The organism is Streptomyces sp. URMC 129, from assembly GCF_051386415.1.
Lineage (GTDB): Bacteria > Actinomycetota > Actinomycetes > Streptomycetales > Streptomycetaceae > Streptomyces.
This window is the reverse complement of record NZ_JBPQTQ010000153.1, coordinates 1-12,871: the sequence shown is the minus strand read 5'-3', so window position 1 is coordinate 12,871 and position 12,871 is coordinate 1. Positions and strand designations below refer to the sequence as shown.

Here is a 12,871-nt window from a genome sequence, read left to right as displayed (position 1 = left end):
CAGGGGCAGGCCGAGCAGTTGCGCGACGTGCCCAAGCCGCCGATCCAGGAAGAGCTCGACCGCGACAGGGAGGCGTGACATGGTGCGCAAGAAGATGGAGGGCGACGAGGACCAGCGGCGCACGTGGGCGCGCGAGGCCGAGCGGGTGGGCGAGCGGCCCAGCGGCCGGGGCACCACCACCGGCGCGTCGAAGCAGCGGACCCATGTGTCCCACCGCTCCTCGCTGACGCACGAGGAGAAGATCGAGCCGCTGGAGCGCGGCAAGCAGCGCAGCGAGCAGCAGGACGTCGCGGCGGCCCGCGAGGCCGACCGGCCGGAGCCGCCCGTGGGGCGCACGTTCACCGGGCGGGGCCGCCCCGAGTACGGCCCGGAGCACGAGCAGGTCTTCCAGGCGCTCGGCGACGCGGAGCGGCGGCACGGCGGGGAGGCCGTGTACGCGCAGGAGGTGGCCCGCACGGCCGGGCTGTCCGACGAGCGGACCCGGGTGCTGCTGCACGACCTGGTGTCGGTGCACCGGCTCGCGACCGAGTTGCAGGGCACGGACCGGCCCGACCTGGGTCCCCGGTACGAGACCAAGCCGGGCCGGTGAGCCGGCGCTGACCGCCGGAGGGGGCGGCGGCCGAGATGTCAGCCGAACAGCGCGGGCAGCGTCCGCTCGTGCGCCTCGCGCAGCTCGTCGAGCCCGATGGTGAACGCGTCCTGCACCTCGACGGCGTCCCCGTCGACCACGCCCACCCGGGCCGCCGGCAGGGCGCGGGCGCGGCACATGTCCGTGAAACGGACCTCCTCGCCGCGCGGCACGGCCACGATCGCGCGGCCGGCCGACTCGGAGAACAGGAACGTGAACGCGTCCAGGCCGTCCGGCACGACGAGCCGGGCACCCTTCCCGCCCCGCAGGCACGACTCCACGACCGCCTGGATCAGACCGCCGTCCGACAGGTCGTGGGCGGCGTCGATCATGCCGTCGCGCGAGGCGGCGATCAGGATCTCGGCCAGCAGCCGCTCCCGCTCCAGGTCGACGCGGGGCGGCAGGCCGCCGAGGTGGCCGTGGACCACCTGGGACCAGGCCGAGCCGCCGAACTCCTCGGCGGTGTCGCCGAGCAGGTAGAGGAGCTGGCCCTCCTCCGCGAACGCCATCGGGGTGCGGCGCGTCACGTCGTCGATGACGCCGAGCACGCCGACCACGGGCGTGGGGTGGATGGCGGTGTCACCGGTCTGGTTGTAGAGCGAGACGTTGCCGCCGGTGACCGGGGTGCCCAGCGTCCGGCAGGCGTCGGCCAGGCCCCGGGTGGCCTCCGCGAACTGCCACATGACGGCCGGGTCCTCGGGCGAGCCGAAGTTCAGGCAGTCGGTGACGGCGAGCGGGCGGGCGCCGGTGGCGGCGACGTTCCGGTACGACTCGGCCAGCGCCAGCTGGGCGCCCGCGTACGGGTCCAGCTTGGCGTAGCGGCCGTTGCCGTCGGTGGCGATGGCCACGCCGAGGTTGCTCTCCTCGTCCACGCGGATCATGCCGCCGTCCTCGGGCTGGGCGAGCACCGTGTTGCCCAGCACGTACCGGTCGTACTGCGCGGTGATCCACGTCTTGGCGGCCTGGTTGGGCGAGGCGACGAGCGCCAGCGCCTGGGCGCGCAGCTCGGCGCCGTCCGCCGGGCGGGGCAGCCGGGCCGGGTCGTCGGCCTGGAGGGCGTCCTGCCAGTCGGGGCGCGCGTACGGCCGCTCGTACACCGGGCCCTCGTGGGCGACGGTGCGCGGCGGCACGTCCACGATCTGCTCGCCGTGCCAGTAGATCTCCAGCCGGTCGCCCTCGGTGACCTCACCGATGACGGTGGCGATGACGTCCCACTTGGCGCAGATCTCCAGGAACCGGTCCACCTTGTCCGGCTCCACGACGGCGCACATCCGCTCCTGCGACTCGCTCATCAGGATCTCCTCCGGGGAGAGCGAGGAGTCGCGCAGCGGGACGGCGTCGAGGTCGATCCGCATGCCGCCGGAGCCGGCCGAGGCCAGCTCGGAGGTGGCACAGGACAGGCCGGCGCCGCCCAGGTCCTGGATCCCGGCGACCAGCTTCTCCGCGAAGACCTCCAGGGTGCACTCGATGAGCAGCTTCTCCTGGAACGGGTCACCGACCTGGACCGCGGGGCGCTTGGCGGGCTTCCCACTGTCGTCGAACGTCTCGGAGGCGAGGACGGAGACGCCGCCGATGCCGTCGCCGCCGGTGCGGGCGCCGTAGAGGATGACCTTGTTCCCGGCGCCGGACGCCTTGGCGAGGTGGATGTCCTCGTGCCGCATGACGCCCACGCACAGGGCGTTGACCAGCGGGTTCCCCTGGTAGCAGGGGTCGAAGACGACCTCGCCGCCGATGTTGGGCAGGCCCAGGCAGTTCCCGTAGCCGCCGATGCCGGCGACGACGCCGGGCAGGACACGGCGGGTGTCGGGGTGGTCGGCGGCGCCGAAGCGCAGCGGGTCCATCACCGCGACCGGGCGGGCGCCCATGGCGAGGATGTCGCGGACGATGCCGCCGATGCCGGTGGCGGCGCCCTGGTACGGCTCGATGTACGAGGGGTGGTTGTGCGACTCGACCTTGAAGGTCACCGCGTAGCCCTGGCCGACGTCGACCACGCCCGCGTTCTCCCCGATGCCGACCAGGAGGGCGTCGCTGGCCGGGGCCTTCTCGCCGAACTGCCTCAGGTGGACCTTGCTGGACTTGTAGGAGCAGTGCTCCGACCACATCACCGAGTACATGGCGAGCTCGGCACCGGTCGGGCGGCGCCCGAGGATCTCGCGGATGCGCTCGTACTCGTCCTGCTTCAGGCCGAGTTCGGCCCAGGGCTGGGCGGTGTGCGGGGTGCTCGCGGCGTGCTTGACGGTGTCGAGAGCGGGGGAGGTTCCGGGCATCAGGCGACCAGCTTCCTGAGAACCGAGGTGGTGACGGAGGTGAAGAAGCCGAGGCCGTCGGTCGTCGGGCCGGTCAGGGCCTCGACGGCGTGCTCGGGGTGCGGCATGAGACCGACGACGTTCCCCGCGGGGTTGGTGATGCCGGCGATGTCGCGGCGGGATCCGTTGGGGTTGACGTCGAGGTAGCGGAAGACGACGCGGCCCTCGGCCTCCAGCTCGTCCAGGGTGCGCTCGTCCGCGACGTAGCCGCCCTCGCCGTTCTTCAGCGGGACGGTGATCTCGTCGCCCACGGCGTAGTCGCGCGTCCAGGCGGTGTCCGCGTTCTCGACGCGCAGGCGCTGATCGCGGCAGATGAAGTGGAGGTGATCATTGCGCGTCAGCGCGCCGGGCAGAAGGTGCGATTCACACAACACCTGGAAGCCATTGCAGATGCCAAGGACGGGCAGCCCGTCCCGGGCCTGTTCAATGATCGTCTCCATCACGGGAGAGAAACGGGCGATGGCCCCGCAGCGGAGATAGTCGCCATAGGAGAATCCGCCGGGCAGGATCACGGCGTCGACCTGCCGGAGCGATGTGTCGCCGTGCCAGAGCGCGACGGGCTCGGCCCCGGCGAGCTTTACCGCGCGCTGTGCGTCACGGTCGTCGAGCGAGCCGGGAAATGTGACGACTCCCACACGAGTAGTCACCGGGACTCCCCCTCCGCGTCCTCGACACGGACCTCGAAGTCCTCGATCACGGTGTTCGCGAGAAAGGTCCTCGCCATCTCCCGGACGCGGTCGAGAACGGTGTCGTCGACCGGACCGTCCAACTCCAGCTCGAACCGTTTGCCCTGACGGACGTCCCGGACGCCGTCAAAGCCCAGCCTGGGCAGTGCGCGCTGCACCGCCTGGCCCTGGGGGTCGAGGATCTCCGGCTTGAGCATGACGTCGACTACGACGCGAGCCACTGGTACTCCCGGTGGTGGTGCGATGGTGTTGTGCGATACGCCCGCACGGGCTCAGCGTACCCGGCCGAGAAATCTACGCGGGTAGAAAGACCAGATTCGGTCACGTTAAGGTATCGAGGACAGAAAACGCCTCCAAGAAACGGCCAAGAAAAAGTAAGGTCCCCGGTGGGGGAACGACGCCACGGGCGGGGAATTCATTGACCGGCATTAACTGCCCGTGTGCATACAAATAAAAGAACCATAGTCGCGAACTAGTGGGAGCGTCAGCATCGCGGCAGGCGAATCGCCGGTGACAGTGCCCGGCGCCGTCGCACGGTTGCGAGCCTCCAGGAAGGACCGATACCCGTGGCACAGCGTGTAGTGGTCACCCTCGCCGACGACATCGACGGCGGGGAAGCGTCGGAAACGGTCGCCTTCGGACTTGACGGAAAGACGTACGAGATCGACCTCAGCCCGCGCAACGCGGAGAAACTGCGGACCGTTCTCGCCCCCTTTGTGGAGGCCGGACGCAAGCGCGCCCGGTCCGGCAAGACGTTCCACCACACGGAGGTGGCCCCCGACCCCAGGACCGTCCGCGCCTGGGCGGGCTCGAACGGCATGGGCGTGCCGGCCCGCGGGCGCATCCCGAAGAAGGTCTACGACGCCTTCAACGAGGCCCACGCGCCTGCACATTGAGCCGACTTGCCATCAACCCCCGGTGATCGGCTAGAGTCTGGAGCGCGCCGCGGGGCAGGGCCGAAAGGCCGAAACCCCCGGAGCCGCGCGGGTGTAGTTCAGTAGCAGAACACCCTCTTTCCAAGAGGGAGGCGCAGTGTGCGATTCCTGTCACCCGCTCCAGCCACTGGCCCGGTCCCGAGGACGCTCGGGGATCAGGTACAGTAGGTGTCGCCCCGCTCGGTAACGGGTGGTGCGTATGCGGACGTGGCTCAGTTGGTAGAGCATCACCTTGCCAAGGTGAGGGTCGCGAGTTCGAATCTCGTCGTCCGCTCAGTGCGAAGGGCCCGGTCCTGAGGGACCGGGCCCTTCGGCGTGCATGCGTGCGCGCCGCCGTCACGTCACGTCGAGGCCGAGGGCGGTGGCGATGACCACGGCCTGCTCCGGCCCGATCCTGGCGCCGGCCAGCTCGACGGTCAGCGGGTCGAGGCTCGTCAGGTCGCTGCCGCGCAGATCGGCGCCGGTGAGCCTGGCGCCGCGCAGCGTCGCCCCGGACAGGTCGGTGCCGGTGACGGTGGCCCGCTCCAGCCGGGCACCCGTGAGGTCGGCCTCACGCATGCGGACGCCGTCGAAGACCGCCTCGCGCAGGTCGGCGCCGGGGAGGGCGGTGAAGGACCAGTCGCCGCGGGTGACGCGGAAGAGCGTGTGGGTGCACTGCTGGAAGACGCTGCCGACCAGCTTGCAGTCGGTGAAGTGGGTGTCGAAGAAGACACAGTGCCGGAACGTGCAGTTGGTGAAGGCGGCGGCGGTGTGGCGCGAGGCGTTGAAGCGGACACCGGCGAAGGAACAGTGGTCGAAGACCGTCCCCTCGGTGCCGACCTCGGTCCAGTCGGTGTCGATGAAGGCATGGTGCTCGAAGCGGCGGCCGGAGAGGTCCCGGCCGTACCAGTCCTCGTCGCGGATCACGATCTCGGGCCGGGAATCAGAGGTCATGGAGGTATCCGACCACGCATTCGAGTGAGGGGCGGGCCGTCGCGGGCGTCCCCGGTGGGAGCGGCGAGCGGACGACGGTGGGATTCACCCGGAAGGGGGGATGCGCACGGGCCACCGACGGGCCCCTGTTCACTCCTGCGGGCGACCGGCAGGGCGCCCCAGCCTCGACCGGGCGGGGAGGCAGCCCGGGGCCACGACCGTCTCCACGGGCCTTCAGCTCGTCGCGCGGCACCACGAGGCGGTCAGTCCTCCCAGGGGGTGCCCGGCCCCTGCGGCTCCCCCGGCGCCCGATGGGCACAGTCGGCCCGCCGAGGCGGAGTCCGGGGAGTACGTCCTTCTGGGCGCGGGACCAGGCGTGGTGGCCGGGGCGTTCTCGTTTCCCGGCGGTGGGAGTACGTGGACGATGCGGCAATGCGGCGAGTGTGCGTGCCGGACCTCGGGCAGGGGAAGGGACGGGCCGTGTCTCCCCGGTCGGATCGCGCGGGGTCTCGCCAGGTCCGGGCCGGGGGCGGTGGCGGACCCGGCCGGAGAGGAATCCGCGGACCGGCGTCATCCTCGCGGGGGAACGGCCCCCGGTCGGCGGATTGACGCCGCGCCAAGCGGACGGGGCTCGGCGCGGCGGGAGGGATCAGTCCCAGGACTGGCCGGTCAGCAGGCGGTACGCCTCCGTGTAGCGGGCGCGGGTCGCGTCCACGACCTCCTGCGGGAGGGCCGGGGGCGGGGTGTCGCCGGTGCGGTCCCAGGCGGCCTCGGGGGAGGTCAGCCAGTCGCGGATGTACTGCTTGTCGTAGGGCTTCTGCCGACGGCCCGGCTCCCACTCGTCCTTGCGCCAGAACCGGGAGGAGTCCGGGGTGAGCACCTCGTCGGCCAGGACCAGCGGGTCGTCCGGGCCGGCGCCGTCGGCCTGCCCGAACTCGAACTTCGTGTCGGCCAGGATCAGTCCGCGGTCGCGGGCGATGGTCCGGGCGCGGTTGTACAGCGCGATGGTGGTCTGGCGGAGCTTCGCGGCCACGTCGGCGCCGACCTGGCGGGCGACCTCCTCGTAGCTCACGTTCTCGTCGTGGTCGCCCACGGCGGCCTTGGTGGCGGGGGTGAAGATCGGGCCGGGCAGCTCGGAGCCGTCGGACAGGCCCGCGGGGAGGGCGAGGCCGCAGACCGTGCGGTCCCGCTGGTACTCCTCAAGGCCCGAGCCGGTGAGGTAGCCGCGGGCGACGGCCTCGACCGGGATCATCCGCAGCGAGCGGCAGACCATGGTGCGGCCCTCCCAGGCGGCGGGGGCGCCGGGGGGCGGGGTGGTGGAGATCAGGTGGTTCGGCACGAGATCGGCGAGCTGGTCGAACCACCACAGCGAGAGTTTGGTCAGGATCCGGCCCTTGTCCGGGATCTCGGTGCCGAGCACCCAGTCGTAGGCCGATACGCGGTCGCTGGCGACCATGACGAGATCGCCCGCCTCGTTCCGGTAGAGATCGCGCACCTTCCCGGTGTGCAGGTGCACAAGTCCTGGCACCGGCACGGGCTCGGGCTTCTCAACGAATCCTGGCACAGCGCCTCCTGGCTGGGTTGGGGTTGATGAGCCGCGCGGATCCATTGTCACGCAGGCCGGTGTCCGATTCGTCGCGGGGGCGAGCGGCGTCGTCAGTCCCGTTTGCAGATGCGGTCGAGGAGGTTCGCGGTGGCGCGCTGGATACGCGCGTCCGTGTGCCCGGGGCGGCTCAGGGCGGGGGACCACGCGAAGGTCCCCGACGCGAACACCCAGGCTCCGCTGGGCGCCCGGTACAGCGACGTCTCCTGGTGGCGGCGGGCGCCGGACGCGTCGCGGTACGGGGAGTGGGCGAGCAGGACGCGGCTGAGCGAGTCGGGCAGCGGGGTGCGGGGGAAGTAGCGGTCGGCCTCGCCCGCGACGAGGCCCGGCACTTCGTCGCCCTCGCGGGCGCCGGTGGCCTCCCACAGCCAGTGGCCGGCGTTGCGCACGATCAGCGGGTGGGGGCGCGGGACGCGGCCCGCGTACTGGACGCCGAGCAGGAGCTGCTCGGGCCGCCCCTGCTCGCGCCAGAGCACCGGGCGGCCGGGGCCCTGGCGCTTGCGGCAGGTCAGCAGCCGGTCCTCGTCGCCCGAGGGCAGCGGGCCGAGCGACACCTGCCAGTACATGGTGTTGGCGGAGAGGAAGACCAGGGAGGTGCCGCCGTCGCGGGCCTCCTCGACGGCGCGGCGCATGGGGGCCGACCAGTACTCGTCGTGACCGGAGAAGATCAGGCCCCGGTACCGGGAGGGCGCGACGCGTCCGGCGTGCAGGTCGCGGGCCGTGGTGTACGCGAGGTCGTATCCGTACCGCTCGGCCCAGCGGATGAAGTCGTAGGCGTGCCCGGCGTGCAGCGGCAGGCCGGAGCCGGCGTAGGGGCGGTCGAACGAGACGCTGACGGCGGCGTCCTGCTCGCCGAGCAGGCGGCCGACGCCGTCCCACGCGTGGTAGAGGCTGGCGCCGCTGCGGCCGTCCTCGGGGAAGAGGTTGTACGCCTGCCAGGTGATGTCGGGGAGCACGAGGAGCAGGTCGGCGGGGCGGTCGTCCCGGACGGTGAACGGGATGTGCGAGCGGAACTCGCCGTCCGCCGTGGTGAGGACGGCGACATGGGCGCCGGGCCGCCAGTCGGTGGGGACCTGGAGGCGCCAGGAGAGCCACCAGTGGTGGCAGGAGACGGCGCGGCCGGCGACGAGCGGGGCGGGCTGGCGGATGCCCATGAGCTTGGGGCTGCGCAGGAGCAACTGGGCGCCGTCGTTGTCGAAATGGCCGATGCGGTAGATGTCGATGGTGAACTCGCCGGGCGGGTCGACCGTGACCCGGAAGTCCAGCGGGCGGCCGGGGGCGACGGCGCCGTCCGTCGCGAATCCCTTGATCTGGCACTGGAAGTCGTCGGCGGTGCGGGGTCCCGGGCCCCGGCGGGCGGAGTGCCGGGCGACCTGGGCGGGCAGGGCGGCGTGGCCGCTGCCGGACAGGTGGGTCTCGCCGGCCCGGAGCCAGGGCAACGGCCCCTGTCCGAACGGGTCGGAGACCGCGTGCGTGAACGTGCCGGACTCCCAGCGCCGGATGCGCTCCGTGCTCTGACTCAAGCTCCCCTCCCTGCGCCTCCGGACGGTGAATGCCGGAACCCAGCACATCACATATAGCAAGCGGACGGTCACCGCTCGTCGCGGGGATCGGCCGGAGGTGATGGCCCGATAGTGGCGCCGGGGGCGAAGGGTGTCGAGCCCCCGCGAAGGGGAAATGTCCCGCGTGTCTTGCCAGTTCGGGCATGGGCGGGGCGGGCGGCACGCGCCGGCGCCCGCGGGCGCGCGCTGGGGCGCGGGCGGCACGCGCGGCGCGCTCAGACGAGCCGGACCGGCTTGTCGGGGCGCACCCCGGCGTCGGAGAGCCAGTCCAGCAGCGGCTCCGGGTCGCCGTCGTCGACCAGGCGGTGCACGGGCACCGACAGGTCGTCGCGACGCCGGCCGCCGAAGAGGAGGACCGGGCCGTCCAGCCAGTCCAGCCCGGGGGCGGCGTTGGAGGTGTCGGCGGCGGCGCAGCAGACGGCGGCGGCCACGTGCTCGACGAGGAGGTCCCGGTCGCTGCGCGGGGCCTGGAGCGGGAACGCCACGGGGGTCGCGCCGCCGGGCGGGCTCGCCGGGTGCGGGGCGGGCGGGCTCTCGGCGCGGGCGGCGTCGGCGTCGGCGCCGAGGCGGGCGGCGAGCGCGTCCGTGCCGTGCGCGGCCGAGGCGGCGTCGGCCAGGCCGCGCAGGGCGCGGTCCAGGGTCGGGGTCTCGGCGGCGTCCAGCACGGCGAAGAGGCGGGCCGCGCGGTCGCGCCAGATCCGGTCCACGACCTCCTCCGGGTACCCGGACCAGTCGACGGGCGCCCACTCCGCGCCGGGACCGGCCGGGACGCCGTGGAAGAGGCGGGCGGCGAGCCGGGAGATCTCCTCGTCCACGGCGCCGGGCTCCTCCAGCAGGTCGCAGGCGGGGCGCTCGGCGAGCCGCTCGGTGAAGCCCTCGGCCAGCCGGTCGCGGCGGGACAGCTCGGTGAGGGCGGCGACGGCGCCCGCGTCGAGCCGCCTGGGCCAGCGGCCGATGCGCCAGGCGGGGAGCGCCACGCGGGTCAGCAGCCGGTCCCAGCCCGCGTACGCGAGGCCGGCCTGCTCCTGGGCGAGGAGCCGCAGCCCCTGGTCGACCCGCTGGGCGCGGGCGGACGCGGCGGCGGCGACGCCGCGCTCCATCTCGGCGCTGTGCCCGGCGGCGGCGCGCAGCATCGTGCGGGCGACGCGGCCGGACAGGGCGAGCAGCGGGTGGCGGACCGGTGAGACGCCGGTGGCGAGCCCGGCGCAGGCGTCCCACGCGCGCAGGCAGCGGCGCGCGGAGGCGATGTCGGGGTGCGCGGAGGGCCCGGTGCCCGCGACGACGGGCGCGAGGAGCGCGCGCAGCTCCGCCACGCGCATCCACCACAGGAACGGGGAGCCGATGACCAGCACGGGGGCGACGGCCCCGGCGGGGCGCCGGGGCGGCGGGCCGGGCGGCTCCTCCAGCCAGCTGTCGCAGTCGGGGGTGAGGGCGATGGCGCTCGGGGGCGGCACGTCGAGCCGCTCCGCCAGCTCGCGTATCAGCCCGTGCAGCGCGGGTGCCGCGCGCTCGGTCACCTCGATCGTCGGGGTGACGGCGGCCCGGGCGCGGGCGATGGTCAGCCCGGCCGCGGCGGCCACCGCGCCGGAGAGGACGGCGACGGCCGCGGCGGGCCAGCGCAGCGCGGCGGCCGGACCGCCGCTCCCGGCGAACAGCACCACGGCGATGGCCGTCGGCAGCAGGCCGAGGGCCAGCGCGTTGTTCCGCACCCGGAGCACGGCGAGGGCGTGATCCTGTGCGGAGTGTGTGCGGTCGCGCGACGCTTCGTGCTGCACCATGCCCTGCCCTCCGCTTCGCCGAACCCCACGAGTGCCCACTCCGCGCGGCCCGAAAGGCCGGCGGCTCTCCCACTGTGGCACCGGCCGCTGACATCGCAATGCGCGGTGAGCCGAACGCCGTAGGGCGCGGTGGCAGGGCGGGTGACGCGGCGGAAGTCGCTTCGCCGCACCATAGTTCCGGCGCGGCCGACACGTCAGCGGGTCGGCCCCACGGTCACTCGATGGTGGGGCTTTGGGCAGAGGAGGGAACCGCACCGGCCGCCTGGGCGGCGATGTCCGTGCGGTGGTGCGAGCCGGGCAGGCGGATGCGCGCGACGGAACGGTAGGCCAGCGCCCTGGCCTGCGCGAGGTCGGGCCCGGTGGCGGTCACGGACAGCACCCGGCCGCCCGCGCTCACCACACGGCCGTTGGCGTCGAGCGCGGTCCCGGCGTGCAGCACGTACGCCTCGGGGCCGTCGTGCTCGACGACGTCCGCCAGCCCCTCGATCGGGTCGCCGGCGCGCGGCGCCTCCGGGTACCCCTCGGCCGCGACGACCACGGTGACGGCCGCGTCGTCGCTCCAGCGCAGCGGCGGGAACTCGGCCAGCGCGTTGGTGGCCGCCGCGTGCAGCAGCCCGGCCAGGGGCGTGCGCAGCCGGGCCAGCACGACCTGGGTCTCGGGGTCGCCGAACCTGGCGTTGAACTCCACGACGCGCACGCCGCGCGAGGTGAGCGCGAGCCCGGCGTACAGCAGCCCGGCGAACGGGGTGCCGCGCCGGCGCATCTCCTCCACGGTGGGCCGCAGGACGGACTCCATCACCTCGTCGGTGAGCTTGGGATCGGCCCACGGCAGCGGGGAGTACGCGCCCATGCCGCCGGTGTTGGGGCCCGCGTCGCCGTCGTGGGCGCGCTTGAAGTCCTGGGCGGGGGCCAGCGGCACGACGGTCTCGCCGTCGGTGACCGCGAAGAGGGAGACCTCGGGCCCGTCGAGGAACTCCTCGATGACCACGCGCTCGCAGGCGCGGGCGTGCGCGCGGGCGCGTTCGAGGTCGTCGGTCACCACAACGCCCTTGCCCGCGGCGAGGCCGTCGTCCTTCACCACGTAGGGCGGGCCGAACGCGTCCAGCGCCTCGTCGGCCTCCTCGGGGGTGACGCAGACGTAGGAGCGGGCGGTCGGCACGCCCGCGGCGGCCATGACCTCCTTGGCGAACGCCTTGCTGCCCTCCAGGCGCGCGGCCTCGCCGGACGGGCCGAAGACGGGGATCCCGGCGGCGCGCACCGCGTCCGCGACGCCCGCCACCAGCGGGGCCTCCGGGCCGATGACGACAAGGCCGGCGCCCAGGCGCCCGGCCAGGGCGGCGACGGCCGCGCCGTCGAGCGCGTCGACCTCGTGCCGGGTCGCCACGGCGGCGATACCGGCGTTGCCGGGGGCGCAGTGCAGCTCCGTGACGGCCGGGTCGCGGGAGAGTGCGTGGCACAGGGCGTGTTCGCGGGCGCCGCCGCCGATGACAAGAATCCTCACGCGGGGCAGCCTAACGGCGGTGCTCGCCGGCCCACTCTTTCGGGTGAGGAGGCGGAGCGGGGTGCGACGGCCCGGCCGCCGGTTCCCGCGGGTCGTGGGCGGTCCCGGCGGGGTTCCCGCCCGCGTCGCGGCGCCGGAGGAACGGGCGGCGGAGGCAACGGAAACGGTAAGAAATGCGCTTATGCACCCTGATCAGTTCGAGAGGTCCGAGGAGTCCGAGGGCGTCGGCGGCGTCGGCGGCGCCTGCGAAGCGGGCGCGGCGCGCCTGGCCCAGCTCTACGCCTGGGCGGAGGCGGAGGCACTGCGGACCGTCGAGTGGTATCTCGCGGACCGGTTGTGGAAACGGCGGGCCGCCCGGCTGGCGCGGGCCGGGACGGTGGCGGGCCTGGCGTGCGGCGTGGCGCTGCCGCTGCTGGGGGCGGGGCTGGCCCGCTGGGGCTTTCTGGCGCTGCTGGGCGCGGCGGTGTGCGTGGGGTGCGACCGCTACCTGGGGCTGACCTCGGGCTGGATGCGGGACGTGGCGACCGCGCAGGCGATGCGGCGGCGGCTGACGGAGCTGCGCTACGACTGGGTGGCCGAGGAGGTGCGGGAGCCGGAGGGGCCGGGCGAGGCGGCCGAGCGGCGGCTCGCGGTGCTGCGCCGGTTCTCGGAGGACGTCACGGAGCTGGTGCGGACGGAGACGGCGGAGTGGATGCGGGAGTTCGGCGCGGGCGCGAGCGCGGGCGCGGCGGACCGGCCGCCGGCGGCGGAGGGCGACCAGCCGCGCCGGTACCGGGTGCCCGGCGAGCACCCGATGCGCCCGAGCATGCCCCGCCAGCGCCCCGGCGAGCCGCCGAGGCCCTGAACGCGGCTGCACGTGAAGGCCCGGAAAGGGCCGGCGGTGCTAGTGTCCTGAGTCGGAGATTCGTCGGCAGTAGGTGGCGACCTTGTCGAGGATTTCGTCGGCGGTTTTGGTCCAGA

At 73.8% G+C, this 12,871-nt stretch carries 11 protein-coding genes and 2 tRNA genes; 5 read left to right on the top strand and 8 right to left on the bottom strand.

Annotation, left to right across the window (positions count from 1 at the left end; genetic code table 11):
- The first annotated feature begins 79 nt into the window (after positions 1–79).
- A complete protein-coding gene (locus ACSNOC_RS24590; RefSeq protein WP_436749752.1) occupies positions 80–589 on the top strand; it encodes a hypothetical protein in 510 nt (169 codons plus the stop codon).
- Between the two features lie 38 nt (positions 590–627).
- Here the strand turns inward: ACSNOC_RS24590 and purL are convergent, their stop codons facing one another.
- From purL to purS, 3 genes are read right to left on the bottom strand one after another with little or no spacing between them, the layout of a single operon-like run.
- Complete coding sequence (purL, locus tag ACSNOC_RS24585; protein ID WP_436749751.1) at positions 628–2,895, bottom strand: phosphoribosylformylglycinamidine synthase subunit PurL; 2,268 nt, start codon at positions 2,893–2,895, stop codon at positions 628–630.
- Positions 2,895–3,581 carry a phosphoribosylformylglycinamidine synthase subunit PurQ gene (gene purQ, locus ACSNOC_RS24580; RefSeq protein ID WP_436749750.1) on the bottom strand — a complete coding sequence of 229 codons (687 nt, stop codon included), beginning with the start codon at positions 3,579–3,581 and terminating at the stop codon, positions 2,895–2,897. The genes purL and purQ overlap by 1 nt, the downstream gene beginning before the upstream one ends.
- Positions 3,578–3,841, bottom strand: a complete 264-nt coding sequence (gene purS, locus ACSNOC_RS24575) for a phosphoribosylformylglycinamidine synthase subunit PurS (RefSeq protein ID WP_436749749.1) — start codon at positions 3,839–3,841, stop codon at positions 3,578–3,580. The genes purQ and purS overlap by 4 nt, the downstream gene beginning before the upstream one ends.
- 345 nt (positions 3,842–4,186) lie before the next feature.
- On the opposite strand from purS, the gene ACSNOC_RS24570 reads away from it, so the two are divergent.
- The 3 genes from ACSNOC_RS24570 (at position 4,187) to ACSNOC_RS24560 (ending at position 4,829) form a co-directional block, all read left to right on the top strand.
- Complete coding sequence (locus ACSNOC_RS24570; protein WP_436749748.1) at positions 4,187–4,516, top strand: histone-like nucleoid-structuring protein Lsr2; 330 nt, start codon at positions 4,187–4,189, stop codon at positions 4,514–4,516.
- Between the two features lie 87 nt (positions 4,517–4,603).
- Positions 4,604–4,678, top strand: a tRNA-Gly gene (locus ACSNOC_RS24565).
- Positions 4,679–4,756: 78 nt separating this feature from the next.
- Positions 4,757–4,829, top strand: a tRNA-Gly gene (locus ACSNOC_RS24560).
- 62 nt (positions 4,830–4,891) lie between these two features.
- Here ACSNOC_RS24560 and ACSNOC_RS24555 read toward each other — a convergent pair.
- From ACSNOC_RS24555 to purD, 5 genes are all read right to left on the bottom strand, one after another.
- Positions 4,892–5,488 carry a pentapeptide repeat-containing protein gene (locus tag ACSNOC_RS24555; RefSeq protein WP_436749747.1) on the bottom strand — a complete coding sequence of 199 codons (597 nt, stop codon included), beginning with the start codon at positions 5,486–5,488 and terminating at the stop codon, positions 4,892–4,894.
- Positions 5,489–6,116: 628 nt separating this feature from the next.
- Positions 6,117–7,031 carry a phosphoribosylaminoimidazolesuccinocarboxamide synthase gene (locus ACSNOC_RS24550; RefSeq protein WP_436749746.1) on the bottom strand — a complete coding sequence of 305 codons (915 nt, stop codon included), beginning with the start codon at positions 7,029–7,031 and terminating at the stop codon, positions 6,117–6,119.
- A gap of 92 nt (positions 7,032–7,123) precedes the next feature.
- Positions 7,124–8,593 carry a N,N-dimethylformamidase beta subunit family domain-containing protein gene (locus tag ACSNOC_RS24545; protein ID WP_436749745.1) on the bottom strand — a complete coding sequence of 490 codons (1,470 nt, stop codon included), beginning with the start codon at positions 8,591–8,593 and terminating at the stop codon, positions 7,124–7,126.
- A 254-nt stretch (positions 8,594–8,847) separates the two neighbouring features.
- Entirely contained in the window at positions 8,848–10,410 is a 1,563-nt protein-coding gene (locus ACSNOC_RS24540; protein ID WP_436749744.1) for a hypothetical protein, read from the bottom strand.
- A gap of 214 nt (positions 10,411–10,624) precedes the next feature.
- Positions 10,625–11,911, bottom strand: a complete 1,287-nt coding sequence (gene purD / locus ACSNOC_RS24535) for a phosphoribosylamine--glycine ligase (protein ID WP_436749743.1) — start codon at positions 11,909–11,911, stop codon at positions 10,625–10,627.
- 181 nt (positions 11,912–12,092) lie between these two features.
- On the opposite strand from purD, the gene ACSNOC_RS24530 reads away from it, so the two are divergent.
- Complete coding sequence (locus ACSNOC_RS24530) at positions 12,093–12,755, top strand: SLATT domain-containing protein (RefSeq protein ID WP_436749742.1); 663 nt, start codon at positions 12,093–12,095, stop codon at positions 12,753–12,755.
- The last annotated feature ends 116 nt before the right edge of the window (positions 12,756–12,871 follow it).